Source organism: Azospirillum sp. A1-3, assembly GCF_023806445.1.
GTDB lineage: Bacteria > Pseudomonadota > Alphaproteobacteria > Azospirillales > Azospirillaceae > Azospirillum.
Genome location: NZ_JAMSLU010000001.1, coordinates 1011913 through 1031215, shown reverse-complemented (window position 1 = coordinate 1031215; position 19303 = coordinate 1011913). Strand labels below are relative to the sequence as shown.

The 19303-nt window shown below is 68.0% G+C and carries 16 protein-coding genes; 6 read left to right on the top strand and 10 right to left on the bottom strand.

Translation table 11 applies throughout. The annotated features are described in order from the left end of the window. Positions 1 to 121: 121 nt before the first annotated feature. Positions 122 to 1057 carry a protease modulator HflC gene (gene hflC, locus M5E06_RS04920; RefSeq protein ID WP_252137359.1) on the bottom strand — a complete coding sequence of 312 codons (936 nt, stop codon included), beginning with the start codon at positions 1055 to 1057 and terminating at the stop codon, positions 122 to 124. Between the two features lie 13 nt (positions 1058 to 1070). After that, positions 1071 to 2336: an FtsH protease activity modulator HflK gene (gene hflK / locus M5E06_RS04915; RefSeq protein WP_252137358.1), complete on the bottom strand. Its 1266-nt coding sequence runs from the start codon at positions 2334 to 2336 to the stop codon at positions 1071 to 1073. Between the two features lie 172 nt (positions 2337 to 2508). Between hflK and apbC the strand changes: the two genes are divergently transcribed. Continuing rightward, complete coding sequence (gene apbC, locus M5E06_RS04910) at positions 2509 to 3663, top strand: iron-sulfur cluster carrier protein ApbC (RefSeq protein WP_109154112.1); 1155 nt, start codon at positions 2509 to 2511, stop codon at positions 3661 to 3663. 588 nt (positions 3664 to 4251) lie between these two features. Here apbC and M5E06_RS04905 read toward each other — a convergent pair. Together M5E06_RS04905 and M5E06_RS04900 are read right to left on the bottom strand one after the other, a co-directional pair. Beyond that, positions 4252 to 5502 carry an Hsp70 family protein gene (locus tag M5E06_RS04905; RefSeq protein ID WP_109074758.1) on the bottom strand — a complete coding sequence of 417 codons (1251 nt, stop codon included), beginning with the start codon at positions 5500 to 5502 and terminating at the stop codon, positions 4252 to 4254. Between the two features lie 104 nt (positions 5503 to 5606). Then, entirely contained in the window at positions 5607 to 6629 is a 1023-nt protein-coding gene (locus M5E06_RS04900) for an SDR family oxidoreductase (RefSeq protein ID WP_252137357.1), read from the bottom strand. A 190-nt stretch (positions 6630 to 6819) separates the two neighbouring features. Here M5E06_RS04900 and M5E06_RS04895 point away from each other — a divergent pair, with 190 nt between their 5' ends. The 3 genes from M5E06_RS04895 to M5E06_RS04885 are packed head-to-tail and all read left to right on the top strand — an operon-like array spanning position 6820 to position 8672. Further along, the gene (locus M5E06_RS04895) at positions 6820 to 7041 is read left to right on the top strand and encodes a sulfurtransferase TusA family protein (protein ID WP_252137356.1); all 222 of its coding nucleotides are present in this window, start codon (positions 6820 to 6822) and stop codon (positions 7039 to 7041) included. A 45-nt stretch (positions 7042 to 7086) separates the two neighbouring features. Continuing rightward, positions 7087 to 8313, top strand: coding sequence for a DUF2478 domain-containing protein (locus M5E06_RS04890; RefSeq protein WP_252137355.1), 1227 nt, complete (start codon positions 7087 to 7089; stop codon positions 8311 to 8313). A gap of 32 nt (positions 8314 to 8345) precedes the next feature. Then, entirely contained in the window at positions 8346 to 8672 is a 327-nt protein-coding gene (locus M5E06_RS04885; protein ID WP_136705550.1) for a DUF1244 domain-containing protein, read from the top strand. A 69-nt stretch (positions 8673 to 8741) separates the two neighbouring features. On the opposite strand, the gene M5E06_RS04880 is transcribed toward M5E06_RS04885, so the two are convergent. Further along, positions 8742 to 9368, bottom strand: a complete 627-nt coding sequence (locus M5E06_RS04880; protein ID WP_252137354.1) for a glutathione S-transferase family protein — start codon at positions 9366 to 9368, stop codon at positions 8742 to 8744. Positions 9369 to 9450: 82 nt separating this feature from the next. Further along, positions 9451 to 10158 (bottom strand): ABC transporter substrate-binding protein, encoded by a 708-nt coding sequence (locus M5E06_RS04875; RefSeq protein WP_252138515.1) that lies wholly within the window; start codon positions 10156 to 10158, stop codon positions 9451 to 9453. Between the two features lie 583 nt (positions 10159 to 10741). Here M5E06_RS04875 and M5E06_RS04870 point away from each other — a divergent pair. After that, complete coding sequence (locus M5E06_RS04870) at positions 10742 to 14089, top strand: response regulator (RefSeq protein ID WP_502801960.1); 3348 nt, start codon at positions 10742 to 10744, stop codon at positions 14087 to 14089. A 132-nt stretch (positions 14090 to 14221) separates the two neighbouring features. Further along, complete coding sequence (locus M5E06_RS04865) at positions 14222 to 15142, top strand: response regulator (protein ID WP_252137353.1); 921 nt, start codon at positions 14222 to 14224, stop codon at positions 15140 to 15142. Here the strand turns inward: M5E06_RS04865 and M5E06_RS35810 are convergent. From M5E06_RS35810 to cobD, 4 genes are all read right to left on the bottom strand, one after another. After that, positions 15105 to 16292: a PP2C family protein-serine/threonine phosphatase gene (locus M5E06_RS35810; RefSeq protein WP_252137352.1), complete on the bottom strand. Its 1188-nt coding sequence runs from the start codon at positions 16290 to 16292 to the stop codon at positions 15105 to 15107. The two genes, M5E06_RS04865 and M5E06_RS35810, sit on opposite strands and share 38 nt — an antisense overlap. 3 nt (positions 16293 to 16295) lie before the next feature. Then, the gene (locus tag M5E06_RS04855) at positions 16296 to 16613 is read right to left on the bottom strand and encodes an STAS domain-containing protein (protein ID WP_252137351.1); all 318 of its coding nucleotides are present in this window, start codon (positions 16611 to 16613) and stop codon (positions 16296 to 16298) included. 32 nt (positions 16614 to 16645) lie between these two features. After that, positions 16646 to 18034, bottom strand: coding sequence for a diguanylate cyclase (locus M5E06_RS04850; protein ID WP_502801970.1), 1389 nt, complete (start codon positions 18032 to 18034; stop codon positions 16646 to 16648). A gap of 142 nt (positions 18035 to 18176) precedes the next feature. After that, the gene (gene cobD / locus M5E06_RS04840; RefSeq protein WP_252137349.1) at positions 18177 to 19271 is read right to left on the bottom strand and encodes a threonine-phosphate decarboxylase CobD; all 1095 of its coding nucleotides are present in this window, start codon (positions 19269 to 19271) and stop codon (positions 18177 to 18179) included. Positions 19272 to 19303 lie beyond the last annotated feature (32 nt).

The following is a 19303-nucleotide window of genomic DNA, read 5'->3' as shown; positions in this document are numbered from 1 at the left end:
TCCATTGAACCAGTGCTGCGGACTGCCTGCCGTGGATACAGGATGCCGAACATGCCTGCGGCCGGATCGGGGTTGAACCCGACCCGGCCGCAAGACCGCGTCAATCCCGCGTTGCGGGGACTTACTCCGCCGGCGCGGGGGGCGGTGCGGGGGCCGGAGCCGGAGCAGCGGCGGCAGCCGGACCACCGCCCGCCTGCGGACCCGGGCCGCTGAAGTAGCGGAAGAACTCTCCGTTCGGCGACAGCACCATGGTGGTGTCGTTGCCGTTCAGCGACTTCCGGTAGGCCTCAAGCGACCGGTAGAAGCCATAGAAGCCGGGGTCCTGCGACGTCGCCTCGGCGATCAGCTTCAACGCGGTGTTGTCGCCTTCGCCGCGCAGGATCTGCGCGTCGCGCTGGGCCTCCGCAATGATGACCGTGCGCTCGCGTTCGGCGCGCGACTTGATCTGCTGCGACTGTTCCTGACCCTGGGCGCGGGCCTCCGCCGCTTCGCGTTCGCGTTCGGAGCGCATGCGGGCGAAGATCGACTGGCTGGTCTCTTCCGGCAGGTCGGCGCGGCGGATGCGCACGTCGACGATCTCGATGCCGAAGCGCTTGGCCTCGTCGTTCACCTGCTGCTTGATGTCGGTCATGATGCGGGCACGCTCGTCCGACAGGACGGCCAGCACCGTGACGTTGCCGAGCACGCGGCGCAGCGAAGAGTTGACGATCGAGTTCAAGCGGGTTTCGACCACCGCCTCGGTCCCGGCGGTCTGGTAGAAGCGCAGCGGGTCGTGGATGCGGTAGCGGGCGAAGGCGTCGACGTCCAACCGCTTCTGGTCGGCCAGGATGACCTGCTCCACCGGCGGGTCGAGGTCGAGGACGCGGCGGTCGATCAGCCGGACTTCCTGGATGAAGGGGATCTTCACCTGCAGGCCCGGTTCGCGGATCACCCGGCGCGGTTCGCCGAACTGCAGAACCAGCGCTTGCTGGGCCTCGTTGACGGTGAACAGCGAGGACGACGCGACGATGCCGAGCGCGACGATGGCGATGCCGGCGATGGCGAGGGTGCGTTTCATGATGCGATCCTCCTCACTGGCCGGACATTGAAGAATTCTGGGACGGGTTTTGCGACAGCGAGGACAGCGGCTGGGTCTGCGTGCCGGACCGCGCGCCGCCCTGGCTGCCGCTCTGGTTCGGCTGTGCCTGGCGCGGCGCCTGCTGCTGCGGCGCGGGCACCGCGTGTGGGGCCAACTGGTTCAGCGGCAGATAGGGCACGACGTTCTGCGCCGATCCGTCGACGATGATCTTGTTCCGGCCTCGGAAGATTTCTTCCATGGTTTCCAGATACATGCGCTTGGCGGTGACGTCCTTGTTCAGCGCATATGCCTCGTACACCTTGCGGAAACGTTCGGCATCGCCCTGCGCCAGGCTGACCACCTGCTCGCGATAGGCCGAGGCCTCCTGCACCAGCCGCTCCGCTTCGCCGCGGGCGCGCGGGATGATGTCGTTGCGGTAGGCTTCCGCCTCGTTGCGGGCGCGTTCGCGGTCGGCGCGGGCACGCTGCACATCGTTGAAGGCGTCGATGACCGGCTGCGGCGGATCGGCCTTCTGCAGCTGGACCTGGGTGATCTCGATGCCCGACTGATATTCGTCCAGCATGGTCTGGAGAAGCTGGCGGGTCGAGGTTTCGATCTGCTGGCGCGCCTCGGTCAGGGCGGGCTGCAGGTCGGTGCGGCCGATGACCTCGCGCATGGCGCTTTCGGCGGCCTTCTTCACCGTCACTTCCGGTTCGCGGATCTTGAACAGGAAGTTGCCGGCGTCCTTGATGACCCAGAACACCGTGAAATCGATGTCGATGATGTTCTCGTCGCCGGTCAGCATCAGCGACTCGTCCGGCACGTCGCGGTCGGTGCGACCGCCGCCGACGGAGGAACGGTAACCGACCTCGATCCGGTTGACGCGCGTCACCTTGGGCAGCAGCACCGTCTCGATCGGCGACGGCAGGCGATAGCGCAGGCCGGGCTGCTCGGTGCGGGTCCATTGGCCGAAGCGCATGACCACGCCCTGCTCGTCCGCCTCGACGCGGTAGATGCCGCTGGCGAGCCAGATCAGGCCGAGCACGCCGGCGACGAGCGCGATGCCGCGGCCGCTGCCGAAGCCGCCGGGCATGGCGCGGCGCAGACGATCCTGGCTGCGGCGCAGGAGATCCTCAAGGTCGGGAGGCTGCGGGCCACCGCCACCGCCGCCATTTCCCCCGCCCTGGGGACGCCCCCACGGATTGCCCGGGCCGTTGTTGCCCGGCGGGGGACCCCAGGGGCCGCCACCACCGCCCCCACCTTGATTGTTCCACGGCATCCGACTGCGTCCCCCTCTGCGATTCGTCCCATCATGTGGAAGCGCAACGGCTTAAGCCCCGCGCATCCCTTTACCGATCTCATCCGTCGGTCCTATAGTCCCCCATACCCTTCGGCAAGGATTCCACCAACGGATATCCGCCAATATCGGGAAGACAGCGGAGTTTTCAACCATGGCGCAGATCAGCGAAGCTCAAGTCATGCAGGCGCTGAAGACCGTCATCGACCCGGACCGGGGCGGCGACATCGTCAGTTTGGGCATGTTGTCGGGCCTCGTGGTGCGCGACGGCCATGTCGCTTTTTCCATCGAAGTCGACCCCAAACGCGGCGCCCAGGCCGAACCGCTGCGCCACGCGGCGGAGAAGGCGGTCGATGCCCTGCCCGGCGTCCTGTCTGTCACCGCGGTGCTCACCGCCCATCGCGCCGCGCCCCAGGCCGCGCCGCAGCAGGGGCATTCGCATGGCGGACATGGCCACTCGCACGGGCATTCGCATGGCGGTGCGCCGCAAGGTGATCCGCAGAAGCCGCTGGTCCCCGGCGTGAAGGCAATCGTCGCGGTGGCATCGGGCAAGGGCGGCGTCGGCAAATCGACCACCGCGGCCAATCTGGCGCTGGCTCTCGCCGCCAACGGGCTGAAGGTCGGGCTGCTCGACGCCGATATCTACGGCCCGTCGATGCCGCGCATGATGGGCATCTCCGGCCGCCCCAACAGCCCCGACGGCAAGCGCCTGGAGCCGATGGAAAATTACGGCGTCAAGGTGATGTCCATGGGCTTCCTGGTGGCCGAGGACACGCCGATGATCTGGCGCGGTCCGATGGTGATGAGCGCGCTGCAGCAGATGCTGCGCGACGTGAATTGGGGCAATCTCGACATCCTGGTCGTGGACATGCCGCCCGGCACCGGCGACGCGCAGCTGACCATGGCCCAGCAGGTTCCGCTGGCCGGCGCGGTGATCGTCTCCACCCCGCAGGACATCGCTCTGCTGGACGCCCGCAAGGGCCTGAACATGTTCCGCCGCGTCGATGTGCCGGTTTTGGGCATCATCGAGAACATGAGCTATTTCTGCTGCCCCAACTGCGGCCACCGCACCGACATCTTCAGCCATGGCGGCGCCCGCAAGGAAGCCGACGATCTCGGCATGGAGTTCCTGGGCGAGATCCCGCTGCACCTGTCGATCCGCGAGACCTCCGACCAGGGCCAGCCGATCGTGGTGTCGCAGCCCGACTCCGAGCATGCCCAGGCCTACCGCCGCATCGCCAACCGACTGTGGGAGAAGATCGGCGGCGGCACCGGCGGCCGCGCGGCGCCGCGCATCGTGGTGCAGTGAGGGCGAACGCAGAAAGATCGCCTCTCTATTACGCACTTGCAGACCTGTGCAAGATGGCAGATATAGAAAAGGCATCACCTGTGCCGGACTAACGTCTGGCAGATCGCGCCGAGGCCCGCCGTCTACCACCGGCGGGCCTCAATTTTATTGGGTGGGAGAGGTCATACCTCAAGACCTCTCCCTGGCTCATGCCGTCAAATCATCACCGCCGTAAGGCGATCAAGATTTGGACGATCATCAGCGCAATTACCACAGCATCACCTGTAGTCATCGCGTTCTCCTTTCCGCCGCCGGGTGTGGATTTCCTCAGGATGCGCTACCACACGCCTCCTTTGGTTCCCATCAACTTGCGTCCAAGACTTCTGCGAGGTCAGGTTAGCCTTGGCTATGAGCGCGCTGACTTGCGGCAGGGCGAATATGCCTTATGTGACAATCTTAAGTCAGGAGAATATGCAGCTGACGAAAAATATTCATACCAGATGTGGTGCGAACGCCGCAGAAACTCCTTCTGGATGTACCAGCCAACCTTTTTGAGCGGATGAGTCGGTATCGGCTTTTCCGCCTGATGCGTCCCGGAAAAATGAGGCTTTACCCATACCGCCGCAGCGCCTCCACCGTCAGCCCCAAGCCGACGGAGCCGAAGATGTTGCCTTCCACCACCCGCGCGCCCGGCGCCTCGGCAAGGATCGCGGCGCGGACCTGGGGCAGCAGGGTGGAGCCGCCGGTCAGGAACACCGCGTCGATGCGGTCGGCGGTCACTCCGGCATCGGCCAGACAGTCGCGGATGCGCGACCCGATGCGGGCCGCCAACGATCCGGTGGCGCGATTCAGCGCGTCCCGGTCCACCGCCAGCGCCAGATCCCCGTCGCCCCAATCCAGCGCCAACTCCGTCGCCTCATGGTCCGACAGCGCGATCTTGGTGCGCTCCACCGCCATCGCCAGCGCATGGCCCTGGCGGTGCTCGACCACGCCGATCAGGCGCTCGATCTTTTCGGGCTCGGCGGAATCGCGCTGCAGGCGCTCCAACTCGGCCATCGCCTTGGCGGTGTAGAGGAAGTTGATCTTCGCCCAGGTCGCCAGATCGAAATAGATGCTCCGGGGGGCCAGCAGCCCAGCGCGCTTCATGGCGCTGCCAAACCCGAGTTCCGGCATGGCGGTGGCAAGGCTGAGGTCGCGGTCGAAGTCGGTGCCGCCGACGCGGATGCCGTCATTCGCCAGAATGTCACCGGCCCGGTCGGCCTTGCCACGCCGTTCCGGCCCGATCCGCACAACCGAGAAATCCGACGTGCCGCCGCCGATGTCGGCGATCAGCGCCAGTTCCTCCCCCGCGACCTGCTGCTCGTAATCGAGCGCGGCGGCGATGGGTTCGAACTGGAAGGAGACGTTGCGGAAACCCGCGGCCCGCGCGATCTGCCCCAGCGTTTCTTCCGCCGCCGCATCGCCGGCCGGGTCGCCGTCGACGAAATGGACAGGGCGGCCGACGACGACGTCGCCCAGTTCGCCGCCCATCGCCTCCTCCGCCCGCTTCTTCACCAGATCGAGGAAGGTGCCGATCACCGCGCGGAAGCTGATGCGGCCCTTGCGCAACGCGGTGTCGGCGTCGATCAGGTCGGTGCCGAGCATCGACTTGATCGAGCGCATCAGACGCCCCTCCACCCCCGACACATAGCCGTCGATGGCCGCCTGTCCGATGGTGGTCCGGTCATGCTCGAAGTCAAAGAACACCGCGGTCGGCAAGGTCGTGCGCGTGCCGTCCAGCGCCAGCAGCCGGAAGCCGTCGGCGTCCTGCACGCCCAGCGTCGTGTTCGAGGTGCCGAAATCGAGCCCGCACGCCGTCATGTCCCGCCTCCTGCCCGGATGACCGGTGCGGCCACCCGCCGCACCGGAAAAGGGGCGAGCGTATAACGGCTCCGGCGCGCCGGATCAAGCACCGCGCCTGAATTTCACCAGGAGTGGCGCATCCGCCGGGCACCCAGCGGACGGCTCGCCAGCACCACCGGCAGCAGGAACAGGGTCAGGTTGGTCCAGGAGAAGGAGCGTTCCCGCCCGTCCTCCCTGCCCCGGCTGCGCTCCGGCTGCCGTTCCATCCAGCCGCCGCTGGCGCCCTGATATTCCGGCATGGCGGTCATCACCCCGCCGGACGTGGCCGGTGCCGAGCGGTTCTGGAACATGTCGCGCTCGATGGTGTGGGCCAGCGCCCGTTCGGTCATCTGCGGCGCCATGGCGTTGCCGACGGCGGCGAGGCGGCCTTCGGCGCCGACGAACATCTCGCGCTGCGGGTTGCGGGCCAGCGACAGGATGGCGGCGGCGACCTCCTCCGGCGGGTGGATCGGGTTCAGCGGCTTGACGGCGCGGCCGGTGTAGTTGGCGGCATGCTGCCACAGCGGGGTGTCGATGGAGGCCGGCATCACCATGCAGACATGGATGCCCGGTTCGTCCACCAGTTCCTGCCGCAGGGATTCGGAGAAGCCGCGCACGGCGAACTTCGCGGCCGTGTAGGGGGTGGCATAGCGCTGGCCGATGTTGGACACCATCGACGCGGTGTTGATGATGATGCCCTCGCCACGGTCGAGGAAATGGGGCAGCACGGCACGGCAGCCGTGGACCATGCCGAAGAAGTCGGTGCGCACCACCTGCTCGAATACCTCGTCGGGGATGTCCTCGAATCGGCCGAAGGCGATGACACCGGCATTGTTGACCCACACGTCGATGCCGCCGAAGGCCTGAACGGCGCGGTCGGCCAGATGCTGCATCGCGCGCTGGTCGGTCACGTCGGTCGGCACCACCATGGCCCGGCCGCCGGCCTCGACGCATTCCTCCGCCACCTCGTGCAAGGCCGCCATCCGCCGGGCGGCGAGGATCACCGCCGCCCCCTGGCGGGCGAATTCCAGCGCGGTCGCCCGGCCGATGCCGCTGGAGGCGCCGGTGATGACCACCACCTTGTCGTCCATAGAACGCTTCGCCATGACAGCCATCCTTCCATTCCGGTTTCGTCGATTGCGCCGTACAACAGCGCCGGTTGACGAAAATCCCGGATGCGACCTTTCGGCCGCCGGTCTGGAGAAGCGGGCGCGAACCCGCTACAGTCATACGTCCTTGAAGGAATTCGTCCTCAACCAGTGTGGAGCGGGCTCGGTGCCGGCGAGAGAGCTTGACGTGAAGGGGCTGCATTGCCCGTTGCCCATCCTGCGCACCCGCGCCCTGCTGAACGGGATGGAGACCGGGGAGGAACTGGTGGTCTATGCGACCGATCCGGCCTCCGTCATCGACTTTAAGCATTTCTGCAACACGACCGACAACGCGCTGCTGTCGCACGAGACCCAGCCGGACGAGGTCCACAAGACGGTCTTCATCTACCGCATCCGCCGCGGCGGTTGAGGCCTCCGCCGCCACCCGCCCGCCGTCCCGCGAAAGGTCCTCCCGATGCCGCTTCCTCCCGCCTCCCTGCCGCCGCTGCGCCCCGGTGCCGTGATCCATGGCCCCGGCTCCTACGGCGTCGACGCGCTGCTGGACGGCTTCACGGCGGAGCTGAAGCGGCGTGGCTTCCGCGTCGGCGGGCTGGTGCAGCGCAACCACGGGCCGGGCGACGACTGCGCCGAGCGGATGGAACTGGTCGATGTCGCCACCGGCCGCGCCTATGACATCACCCAGAAGCTGGGGCGGGAATCGCAGTCCTGCCGCGTCGATCCGACCGGCGTGGCCGAGGCCAGCCAGGCGATCCGCAATGCCGTCGCGTCAAGGGTCGACCTGCTGGTGATCAACAAGTTCGCCGGTTTGGAATCCCATGGCGACGGCCTGTCGGACGAGATGCTGACCGCCATCGCCGAGGGCATTCCCCTGCTGACCAGCGTCGGCAGCCGCTATCTCAACGAATGGCAGACTGCCACCGGCGGATTCTGCGACCTGCTGTCGCCGGTGGCGGACGCGCTGTGGCGCTGGTGGGGACCGCAGCGGATGTATGTGGACCTCGTCCAGGGCGTCGCCGATGCCGCGGTCCGCCGCGTCATCACCGGCGACAAATGGGTGCTGGTGGAGACCGCCGATGGCCTGGGCGTCGCCGCCCGGCAGGCTCCGGCGGCTGAGGACGATCCGCAACGCTGGGCCGGCCGGTCTTTGCGCGATCTCGCTGCGATGGCTGCCCAATCCTGGGATCCGCTGGAAGTTGCGGTCGGCGTCGCCGCCCTGAACGCGCATTACAACCAGCCGGACGTGACCGGCGTCCCCGGCAACGGGCTCGACCTGTTCGCCTCGGTGGAGGGCCGGGTGGTGGTGATCGGCGGTTTCCCCCAGCTTGCCCGCCGCCTGCCGCGCGCCAAGGTCATCGACCTGAACCCCCAGGATGGCGAATATCCGGAGGCCGCCTGCGATTGGCTGCTGCCGGGGGCCGAGGCGGTGGCCATCACCGCGTCCGCCTTCGCCAATCGCACCCTGCCCCGCCTGCTGCGGGTTTCGGCCGGCGCGACGGTGGCGATGATCGGCCCCGGCACGCCGCTGACTCCGCGCCTGTTCGAGTATGGCGTCCATTCGCTGGCCGGTTTCGTCGCCATCGACCGCGAGGCGGTGGTGCGCACCATCGCCGGCGGTGGCGGGTCGCGCGATTTTCATCCCTATGGCCGGATGGTCACGCTGCACCGGCCACCCCACTCTTAACTGAACAAGAACACCGGAGGAGTTGAGACCCCATGGCCGATCTGGACCACCAGACCCGCATCGAACTGGAAGCCGCCGCCTTCCGCGGCTTGGTCGAGCATCTGCGCAAGCGCACCGACGTGCAGAACATCGACCTGATGAACCTCGCCGGCTTCTGCCGCAATTGCCTGTCCAAATGGTACGCGGCGGCGGCCAAGGAACGCGGTGTCGAGCTGTCCGACGAGGAGGCCCGCATCGCCGTCTATGGCATGCCCTATTCCGAATGGAAGCAGAAGCACCAGAAGGAAGCCACCCCCGAACAGCAGAAGACGTTCGAGGACACCAAGCCGCTGCATGCGGAGATCAGCGGGCACCGGTAAGGCTCCACGCCGGGTTGTCACGCCCCCTCGCCTCCCTGGCGGCCCAATGGGAAGCAAGGGGGCGCCGGCTCAGGCGCTCACCGAAAAGGGCTGCACAACCGCCTGGAACTCCGCCATAGCCTCGCAGGCGTCGGAATGGGCGGCGAGCGCCGGCCAGCGGGAGCGGTCGAAAACCTGCGGATGGGCCTCGCCGACGAAGCGCAGGGCGCAGGCGGCGGCGATGTCGGCGTGATTGATCCGGTCGCCGAACCACCAGGGGCCCGGAGCGGCGGCGCGATCGGCCTCCAGCACATCCAGAACCGCGCCGATCTGGCCGGTGCAGCGCTCCACCCACAGGTCCGACCGCTCCTTGTGCAGAACCCGTTCATAGACGAGGCTCACCGCCTTGTCGGCGAAGCCGGTCGACAGCGCGCAGAGCTTCAGCGCCCGGCGGCGGTCCGGCCCATGGCGGGCGATCAGCGCACGGTCCGGCCCGGCGACCTCGTCCAGATGGTCGAGGATGGCGCCGCTTTCGATCAGCACCTCGCCATCCTCCAACACCAGGGTCGGCACCCGTTTCAGCGGGTTGAAGCGCGCGACCTCCGCCGCGTCGGAAAAGACCGACCAAGGCCGGTGCTCATAGGCCATGCCGTAGAGGCGCAAGGCCACGGCGACGCGGCGCACGAAGGGCGAGTCATACTGTCCGATCAGGATCATCGACGATTTCCCTGCTGACTGCTGGAAGACACCACCGATCCTAATACGGATTTGTCCCGTGGTCGCATTCGTGCAACGCGGCTCAGTCCCGCGCCACGATGGGGGTCAGCTTGTAGCGTGCGGCGATGGTCTCCAGCCGGCCGTCGGTCTTGATCGCGGCAACGAAGGCGTTGACCCGCTCCAGCCACGCCACGTCGCCCGGCGCCACCGCATAGGCATAGGGGGTCGGCTGTACCGGCACCTCCGGCACGATCAGCCGCGCCCAGGAATGAAAGGCCAGCATGCGCTGCCCATAGGGATAGTCGGTCAGGAAGGCGTCGGCGCGGCCGGACTGCACCTCCTCCTCGCGCTCCTGCGGACGGGTGACGGCGACGATGCGCGCAGCCTTTATGGCCGAGCGCGCATAGCCGTCCATGTAGGTGTCCTTCTGCACCGCCACGACGTTGCCGGCGCGGTCGAGGTCCTCCCACCGCCGGATGCCGTCGTTCGTCTGGGTGGTCACCGCATAGATGCCGCTGCGCAGATAGGGCTGGCTGAAGGCGACGCGCTGCGCCCGCGCCGGGGTGGCGCCGATGGCGAACATGCCGATGTCGCAGCGATCCGCCAGCAGATCGTCGATGAAGCGGGGAAAGCTGCTTTCCACCACGGCCAGCCGCACGCCAAGATCGTCGGCGAAGGCCTGCGCCAGTTCCGCATCCAGCCCCTCCAACGCGCCGGTGCGCGGATTACGGAACGAGATTGCATAGTAATCGGGCCAGGAGCAGACACGAAGTTGCTTGTGCTCTGCAATTTTCTGAAGTTTCCCATCGGCTGCTATAGCCGGTTCTGCGATGGAAACCGATAAAACCGACAGAATTGCCGAGCCGATTGCCCATAGGACCCGCGTCGCCATGTCACACCTTTCGTTAACCAACCGCCCCAGTTCTTCACACCCCAAACACAAATTGGCGAAGCGGTGCTGATATCTTAGCATAACAAGAGCATGGACAGCAGCGAATGCTTGGCCTCCGCCACCCGTTCCTGCTATTATCCCGGACGCAAACTTCGACCACGGCCGACGTCCAGCGCCTTGATTCGACTGCAATCCGGAGGCGGTTGCGCGTCGGGTCCGCGAAACCTGCCGGGTCGCTCGACCACATCTGACCGTCCGGAACGCAGTCCTGTCCCTGTCCCCAGCCAAAGCGGACCTGAAAGGTCTCTTCGAAAAGCGGGGCGGCATCATTGCCTTCGCCCTTCTGGCGGTCTTCGCCCTGCTGATAAACCAGGGACAGCAGCTGATCGCCGCAAGGCAGGCCGCGCTCGATTCGGCGGAGGCCAGCCTGTCCAGCCTCGCCGCGGCGCTGGAGGTATCGACCACCCGCACGGTTCAGTCGGTGGACGTGACCCTCTCCTCCATCGTCGATTCGCTGTCCGATGCCAGCTGGACCGGCGAGGATGGGGCGACCGACCCCGACCCGACCGCCATGCTGACCGACCGGCTACGCCGCTCGCCGCACCTGCGCGGGCTGACGCTGCTCGACCGCACCGGCCGCATCGTCGCCACCACGGAGGGGACGCGCCCCGCCGGCTTCTATCTGACGGAGCTGGACGTCTTCCGCCTGCAGGCGGCCGGCCAGGGCAGCGGGCTGGTGATCGGCGATCCGCGCCCGGGGCGAAGCCTGATCGACCGCGCCGATGGCGGAGAGCGGTCGGGACGCTGGATATTGCCGATGAGCCGCGCCCTGCGCGACGCCGACGGCACGCTGCAGGGGGTGGTCGTCGCCACCGTCAATCCGGACTATTTCCAGGGCCTGTATCGCGCGGTCCAGGGCGGCCACGTTGCCGACAACGTCTCCATCGTGGGCGACCGCATCGCGCTGTACCGCTATGACGGCACCCTGCTGACCGTCCAGCCACAGGCCGGGGAGGAGATCGCCCGCTCCTTCGCCGCGACCCCGCTGTTCCAGCGCCATCTGCCGCAGGCCGAATATGGCGTGTTCCGCCATTCCGGGACGGATGTCGGCGCCGGTCCCGACACGCGCATCGTCGCCTACCGGACGACGCCGGTCTGGCCGCTGGTCCTGACGGTCAGCGTGCGCAAGGACGCGGTGCTGGCCGGGTGGCGCGACAATCTGTGGACGGCGACCCTGCTGTCCGGCGGGATGATCCTGCTGCTGGGCCTTTTCGGGCTGATGCTTGCCCGTTCACTGGCGGCGCAGCGACGGCAGGGTAAGGAACTGGAAGAGACCAACGCCCGTCTGACCGCCATCGTCGACACCGCCGCGGAGGGCATCGTCACCGCAAGGCCGGACGGCGTGATCGAGGCCGCCAATCCGGCCGCACACGCCATCTTCCGCTGCGCGCCGGGCGGGCTGATCGGTCGGTCGGTGCTGGAGTTGCTGCCGCCGGACATGCGGACCAATGCTGCCCGTGCGATGGACGAAATCGCACAGGGCCACCGCGGCATGGGTCGGGCGGGGCGGGGCGAGATCGTCGCCCTCCGGCCGTCGGCGTCCGACGGCACCGGGGAGGCGGAGAGCTTCCCGCTGGCCTATTCCATGGCGCTCGTCAGGATCGGGGCCGGGCCGCTCTACGCCGCGATCCTGCGCGACCTGACGGAGGAAAAGCGGCTGGAGCATACGCTGCGCGACGCCAAGGAGCGGGCGGAGGATGGCCAGCGTATCAAGATGGAATTCCTCGCGACCATGAGTCACGAGATCCGCACGCCGATGAACGGCGTGATCGGCATGGCCGGGCTGCTGCTCGACACGCCGATGGAGGCCGAACAGCGCACCTATGCCGAGACGATCCGCGATTCCGCGGAATCGCTGCTGGTCATCATCAACGACATCCTCGACTTCTCCAAGATCGACGCCGGCCGGCTGGACCTGGAGATCGGGGAGTTCGAACTGGTGCCGATGGTCGAAAGCGTGGCGGAGATCCTGGCGCCGCGCGCCGCGGCCAAGGGGCTGGATCTCGCCAGCTACGTGCCGCCCGGCCTGCGCGGCCCGCTGCTGGGCGATGCCGGGCGGCTGCGGCAGATCCTGCTGAACCTTGCCGGCAACGCCGTGAAGTTCACCGATACCGGCAGCGTCACCATCCTGCTGAGCGAGGAGCCCGCTTCCGCCGGTTCCGAATCCGACGGCGTCCGCGTCCGGTTCGAGGTGCGCGATACCGGAATCGGCATTCCGGAGGAGGAACGGCCACGGCTGTTCGCCATGTTCACGCAGGTGGATTCCTCACCCGCCCGCCGCCATGGCGGCACCGGGCTGGGGCTGGCGATCTGCAAGCGGCTGGCCGAGCTGATGGGCGGCCGGATCGGGGTGGACAGCCAGCCGGGATCGGGCAGCACCTTCTGGGTGACCATCCCGCTGAAGCGCGGCGCCGGCAGCGCCCATCCGCCGACACCGGCCGGCGATTGGGCCGGGCGCCGCCTGCTGCTGGTCGACGACATCGCCGTCAACCGCGACTTGCTGACCCGGCAGATCGACGGTTTCGGCATTGTGACCGAAACGGCGGAAAACGGGGAGCAGGCCCTGTACCGGCTGATCGCCGCCGCCCGGAACGGCAAGCCCTTCGACGCCGCCATCCTCGATCACCGCATGCCGGGCCTGACCGGTCCCGAGCTGGCCCGCCGCATCCGGTCCATTCCCGAACTGGCCGGCATCCGGCTGGCGCTTGCCTCGTCGCAGAGGCTGGAGGGGCAGGAGCCGGACCGGGCGCCGGTCGATACCCACCTTCCCAAGCCGATCCGCTTCAGCACTCTCTGCCAATGCCTCGCCCGGCTGCTGGAACCGCAACCGCCTGCGGATAGCCTCGCATCCGGGCCGCATCCCCTGCCGGCAAGCGCTACGGCCACCGCGAAAATCGCGCCGCTCCCCATCCGCGGGCCGGTTGAAATGGCGGCTGTCGCCAAAGCCGATGCCCCGTCCGCCCAACAGCCGGAGGCGAAGCAGCGCGCCCGCGTGCTGGTGGCGGAGGACAACCCGGTCAACCAACAGCTGACGCTGGCCCTGCTGCGCCGCGCCGGGCACAGCGCGGAAGCGGTGTCGAACGGCGAGGAGGCGGTGGAGGCGGTGACGTCCCGGCCCTACGACCTCGTCCTGATGGACGTCCAGATGCCGGTGATGGACGGGCTGACGGCGACACGGCGGATCCGCCGGCTGTCCGGCCCCGCCGCGCGCATCCCGGTGGTGGCCCTGACCGCCAACGCCATGCAGGGCGACGCCGCCATCTGCCTGGAAGCCGGCATGGACGATTATCTGTCCAAGCCGATCAACGCCCGCAAGCTGCTGGACACCATCGCCCGCTTCGTCGTTCCGGCCGCCGACGACACCGCCGATGGCGGCGGGCAAGCCCCTGCCCCGCCACAGCCGCCGTCCGAACCGGAGCCGGCCACCGTCAATGCGGAAAAGATCGATGAACTGCGCGATGCGCTGGGCGGTGACGGGTTCGCGCTGCTGCTGGAAACCTTCTTCAGCGACAGTCCGCAGCATCTCGATCTGCTGCGTGCCGCCATCGCGCGCGGGGACTGCGCCGGCATCGAACGCGAGGCGCATATCCTGAAGGGATCCGCCGCCAATGTCGGGTTCGACCGGCTGGCCGCCACCGCCCATCATCTGGTCGCCGCCGCCCGCAGCGGCGACCTCGACGCCCTGACCGCCACCGCCGGCGAACGGGTCGCCGCCGAGCTGTCGGCCGCACGGAAGGCCGCGGCGGCCGTGGAGGCGTCCGTCGGCTGAACCGCTGACCGGGTCGCCGGCCCGCCATGCTGCGACGCAGTGCCGCCGGTGATTGTGCAATAGCGTCAGTTTCAGTAAAATGCCGCGGATTTCCCGATCCCGCTCCCCGAACCGTTGGAGTAGACGCCGACCATGGCCGATGCCGTCACCGCTCTGGTCGTCGATGACGAGGAAATGACCCGCGCCATCGTTGCCGGCTATCTCTCCCGCATCGGCTACCGCACGCTGGAGGCCGAGACCAAGGCGCAGGCGTGGGAGATCCTGTCGGCCAGCGGGTCGGCGATCCATGTCGTTCTGCTCGACCGGCGGCTCGCCGACGGCGACGGGCTGGAACTGTACGAGTGGATGAAGCGCGAGCCGTATCTGGCCGATATCCCCGTCATCGTCCAGACCATCTCCGACAGCAGTTCGGAGATCGCGGCCGCCATCCGCGCCGGCGTGTTCTACTACCTCCTCAAACCCTATGACGGTGCGCTGCTGCGCTCCGTCGTCCGTGCGGCGGAGGAGACCACCGGGCGGATGCGGAGCCTGCAGGGCGACCTGCGCTCCCGCTCCGACGCCATCGGGCTGCTGCGCGACGGGCGTTTCCGCTTCCGCACCTTGCAGGAGGCGCAGAATCTCGCCATCACCCTGTCGTCCGTCGCCGCCACCGCCCACAGCCTGACCTTCGGCCTGTCCGAGATCCTGGTGAATGCGGTGGAGCACGGCAACCTCGGCATCGGCTTCGAGGCGAAGGGCCGGCTGAAGGCCAGCGGCATGCTGGCGCGCGAGATCGAGGCGCGGCTGGCCTCGGCCGAGCATCGCGACAAATACGCCACCCTGCATGTGGAGCGCAGCGACAGCCGCGTGATCTTCACCGTGACCGACATGGGGGCGGGTTTCGACTTCAACCGCTACCTGTCGGTCGATGCCTCCCAGTCGAACGCCACCCATGGCCGCGGAATCGCGCTGGCCCGCATGGTCGGATTCGACCAGTTGACCTATGTCGGCAACGGCAACCGGGTGGTCGGCATCGTCAATCTGGACCGGACGCCGGACGGCCTGTCCGACTGATCCACAGCACCGTCAGGTCGTCGGCCAGCAGCCGCGGCATCGCCGCGAAATAGCGGTCGAGCAGGCAACCCAGCGGCCGGTCCGGCGCACCATCCCCCAGGCCGCGCACCAGATCGGTCACACCGCCATAGCCGAACATCTGCCCGTCCCATCCGCGCGCCTCGTACAAGGCATCGCTGAACAGGACCAGGGCGGAGCCCGGCGGGAAGTCCAGGCGTTGGTTGCGGTAGCGCGCCTCGGCCGCGACGCCCAGCGGCAGGCCGCAGCTCGAACCAATCTCCAGCTCGCCATCGGGGCGGCGAACCAGCGGCTTCGGCGCGCCGGCCGTGGCGTAGACCAGCCGGTCGGCGGCGACATCCACCACGGCATAGATCATCGCAGCGAATTGCGTCTCCGGCAGCAGGCCGACCAGCAGGCCGTTCAGCACCCGCAGCGCTTCGGCCGGATCGTCGGCCGGCAAATCGCTGCGGGCGAGCAGCGCATGCAGCCGGAAGGTGTTCAGCGCCGCCGCCACCCCATGGCCGGTGAAATCGCACAGGAACAGCGCAAAGCGGCGGTCGTCGATCGGCCGTGCCCCCCACAGGTCGCCACCAAGCTCCGAACTGGATTCGAAATGGCTGTCCAGCGCGATGCCATAGCGCCGCTCCAGCGACCGGCAGAGCTTGGCGTCGGGCAACAGGTCCAACTGCATGTCGCGCGCCAGCGCCATCCGCTGCATGGCGTCGCTGTGGTGGTTGCGCAGGCTGCGGATCACCTCCTGCAGCGAGCGGTCGAGCCGGCGATTTTCCAGATGCAGCGACAGGCGGGCCGACAGCTCCGCCAGGGTCAGCGGACGCGCCAGCAGATCGGTCGCACCCGCCCGCAGCAGTTCCGCCCGCTCCCGCCCGCCGGGGAAGCGGCCGAGCACGAGGATCGGCAGGTCGCGCAGATGAGCCTCCGTCCGCAACCCCGCCAGCAGTTCCGCCCCGAATCCCGGCAGTCCGGCATGCAGAAGAAGCATCTGCGGCGTCCCGGCCGCCAATGCCCCGGCCAGCCTGTCGCCGTCGACCACCATGATGTTTCGAACCCCCAGCCGGCCCAGCACATCGCGCAACGGCCCCGCAGCATGGGGACGCGGATGGCCGATCACGACCAGCGGGCTGCCGCTCACCGGCTAGAACTCGCAGGGAATGATGGTGTGGAACTCCGAGATCTCGATCAGCTCGCGGACCTGACCGCGCGGATGCTTGATGCGGAAGACGACGCCCGTCCGCTTGGCCGCATTCTTCGCCAGGACAAGCAGCCCCAGCCCGGCGGAGTCCATATACTCGACGGCCGACAGGTTCAGCACGCACTCCGCGATGCCGCCCTTTTCCCACTCCGCCAGGATCTCCCGGAACCCGGCATCGGCCTCGAACGTCATCTGCCCGCGCAGTTCCAGTTCGCGCACGCCGCCGCTGTCGCGCACCGTGTAGTCCATCACCCGATCCACCGTTGCCCGATCCACCTTGAAGCCCTGCCGGCCTACATTCCCGGTTCGAACACCGCGACGCGGTTGCGGCCGAGGTGCTTCGCCCGATAGAGCGCGAGGTCGGCACGGTGGATCGCCCGCTCCAGCGTGTCGGTCGCCCCCTCCAGCCCGGCGATGCCGATGCTCGCGGTCAGGCGGAAGGTGCCGTCGGTCGCCTCGATCGGCATGCGGGCCAGATGGCGGCGCACCCGTTCGGCCACCACGCGGCTCTCGTCGGCGGTCGCACCGGGCAGGACCACCACGAACTCCTCCCCGCCCAGCCGGCCGAGAATGTCGTATTCCCGAAGAATCGCCTGACAGCCGGCCGCCACCATGCGCAGCGCGTCGTCGCCGGTGGCATGGCCGAAGGTGTCGTTGATGCGCTTGAAATGGTCGACATCGAGGACGAAGACGGACAGCGGCTCGTGGAACCGGTGGGCGCGGGCCAGTTGGGCGCGCGCCATGTCCATGAAGGAGCGCCGGTTGTAGATGCCGGTCAGCGGATCGCGCGACGCCATGTCGCGCAACGCCTCTTCCATGCTGCGGCGCTCGGTGTAGTCGTAGATCCAGGCGAGATTGACCGCTATGCCCTGGATCACCGCCTGATTCACGGTGAACAGCGTCCAGAAGGGCGAGCCGTCGGCCCGCTTGAACTGGACCTCCATATTGGTGACGCCGCTGCCGCCGCGCAGCCGTTCCAGCACGCGCAGGCGCTGGTGGCTGTCCAGGTAATAGTCGCGGGCGCGGCTGCCGATCAGTTTTTCACGCGGCAGGCCGATCAGTTCGGCGAAGCGGGTGTTGACGAAGATGATCCGGCCGTCATCGCGCCGGGACACCGAAACGCCGATCGGACTCTGTTCGAGGATGGCCTCCAGCCGCTCCTCGTTCGGGCGAGATTCGGTCAACTCGTGGATGGCGGTTTTGGTCGGATTGACCGTCCGGATCGCACCTTCGGCCGTACCGATCGGCGCCTCGTACAGCAGAGCGTCGACCGCCGACATCTCGGCGGGCGCTTCCGCATCGCCCGGATCGCCGGCCTGCCGAAAAATCGAATCGACGTCTGTCACGGTCAGAAGCCGGCTAATGCCGGTTTTGTCGTCCGCTTCGCCAATCCATGGACTTTCAGCCACCGTCACCCAGCGTGTGGAACCATCGTTCCGCAGGGCGCGCTGCGCATCACCGGAAGTCTGCGCCCCCCTGCCGGAGCCACCATGGTCGAGTTCAAATTCGCACAGACTCCGGCCCGGCAACCCGCCCGCCTCACAGCGCAGCAGGTCATGCAGGGCTGGATTCGCGTGGTGGATGATCCCCGATGCCGTGACGAGGCAAACCCCGACCGGCAGACGGTCGAAGACTGAAAACGCGGTATCGCGCCCGTCATCCACACCACGGCCTGAGATCATCACCATGCAACCCGGTACCGGCATGGCCGAGAGTGTTTCATAGAATTTTATGTCCCCGCAACGCCGGCGATTTCCGACAGGGTCGAAGTGTGACGGCCGGATTTCTAAAAACGGTTGAGTATATAAAATTTTCGCCGATTGTTCAAGACGCGGACGTTTCAAGCGGTTGCAGTGCCCGGCGTCTTTCTGCAGCCAATGCGACACCAAGTCGCTCCCAGTCCTCAGCGGCGTCCGGCAACCCGAAGCGCAGCCGGTCCGCCCGGCCCTCGAATCGGCGCACGAGAATCCCGGCTTCACCCAAGGCGCGATAAAGTGCCGGTGCCCGAGGGTCCTCGACGAGACGGAACAGCTCGGTCCCGCCGATCACCCGCAGGCCGGCCCCCTCCAGCATACGGTCCAGTTCCGCCGCCGCCGCCGCCAGCCGCCGCCTGGTCGCCTCGATCCAATGGCGGTCGCACAGCGCCGCCGTGGCGATGGCCAGCCCCGGACCCGACACCGCCCAGGGCCCGATGGCCTCGCGCAGCGCCGCCGCCAGCCCGGCCGGCGCCAGTGCGATGCCCAGCCGCAGCCCCGCAAGCCCGAAGAACTTGCCGAAGGACCGCAGGATCACCAGCCCCGACTTGCCGGCATGCGCCGCGAGGCTGTCCTCCGGCCGCATGTCGGCGAAGGCCTCGTCCACCACCAGCCAGCCGCCGCGCGCCGCCTGTGCGTCGGCTATCTCCAGCAGCCGGGCGGCGGGCCAGCGCCGGCCGTCCGGGTTGTTGGGGTTGACGATCACCAGAACGTCGGCCTCCTCCACCTCCTCCACCATCCGGACCTCATGGCCGGCCAGCGCCCAGCAACGCGCGTGCTCGGCATAGGTCGGCCCCAGGACGGCGACGCGGCCCGGCGCGCGCAGCCGCGGCAGCAACTGGATCAGCGCCTGCGATCCCGACGCCGCAGCCACCACCTCGGCCGACGGCGCGCCATAGCAGGCCGCCGCGGCGTTCCGCAGCGACGCCTCCTCTCCTCGGCCGGGCAGCCGGTTCCAGGCATCCGGCCGCACCGGCGGCAGCGGGTAGGGCCAGGGGTTGATGCCGGTGGACAGATCGACCCACGGCTCCGGCGCGCCGGGAAACACCGCGCGCGCGCCGTCCAGGTCGCCGCCATGCAGCAGGGTGCCGCCCGTGGAGGCCTCCTGCCCCGTCCCCCCTTCGTCCGCCACGCACGGCTTGGTCACCGGGCTGTCTTCGGCCATGATCGCGCCTCTTCCTCATTCACCGACGCGCG

Bases quoted from the DNA above. Each gene is read 5' to 3' on its own strand.
- hflC (WP_252137359.1), bottom strand. From the start codon at position 1,057: ATGAAACGCACCCTCGCCATCGCCGGCATCGCCATCGTCGCGCTCGGC.
- hflK (WP_252137358.1), bottom strand. From the start codon at position 2,336: ATGCCGTGGAACAATCAAGGTGGGGGCGGTGGTGGCGGCCCCTGGGGT.
- apbC (WP_109154112.1), top strand. From the start codon at position 2,509: ATGGCGCAGATCAGCGAAGCTCAAGTCATGCAGGCGCTGAAGACCGTC.
- M5E06_RS04905 (WP_109074758.1), bottom strand. From the start codon at position 5,502: ATGACGGCGTGCGGGCTCGATTTCGGCACCTCGAACACGACGCTGGGC.
- M5E06_RS04900 (WP_252137357.1), bottom strand. From the start codon at position 6,629: ATGGCGAAGCGTTCTATGGACGACAAGGTGGTGGTCATCACCGGCGCC.
- M5E06_RS04890 (WP_252137355.1), top strand. From the start codon at position 7,087: ATGCCGCTTCCTCCCGCCTCCCTGCCGCCGCTGCGCCCCGGTGCCGTG.
- M5E06_RS04885 (WP_136705550.1), top strand. From the start codon at position 8,346: ATGGCCGATCTGGACCACCAGACCCGCATCGAACTGGAAGCCGCCGCC.
- M5E06_RS04880 (WP_252137354.1), bottom strand. From the start codon at position 9,368: ATGATCCTGATCGGACAGTATGACTCGCCCTTCGTGCGCCGCGTCGCC.
- M5E06_RS04865 (WP_252137353.1), top strand. From the start codon at position 14,222: ATGGCCGATGCCGTCACCGCTCTGGTCGTCGATGACGAGGAAATGACC.
- M5E06_RS04850 (WP_502801970.1), bottom strand. From the start codon at position 18,034: ATGATCTCAGGCCGTGGTGTGGATGACGGGCGCGATACCGCGTTTTCA.
- cobD (WP_252137349.1), bottom strand. From the start codon at position 19,271: ATGGCCGAAGACAGCCCGGTGACCAAGCCGTGCGTGGCGGACGAAGGG.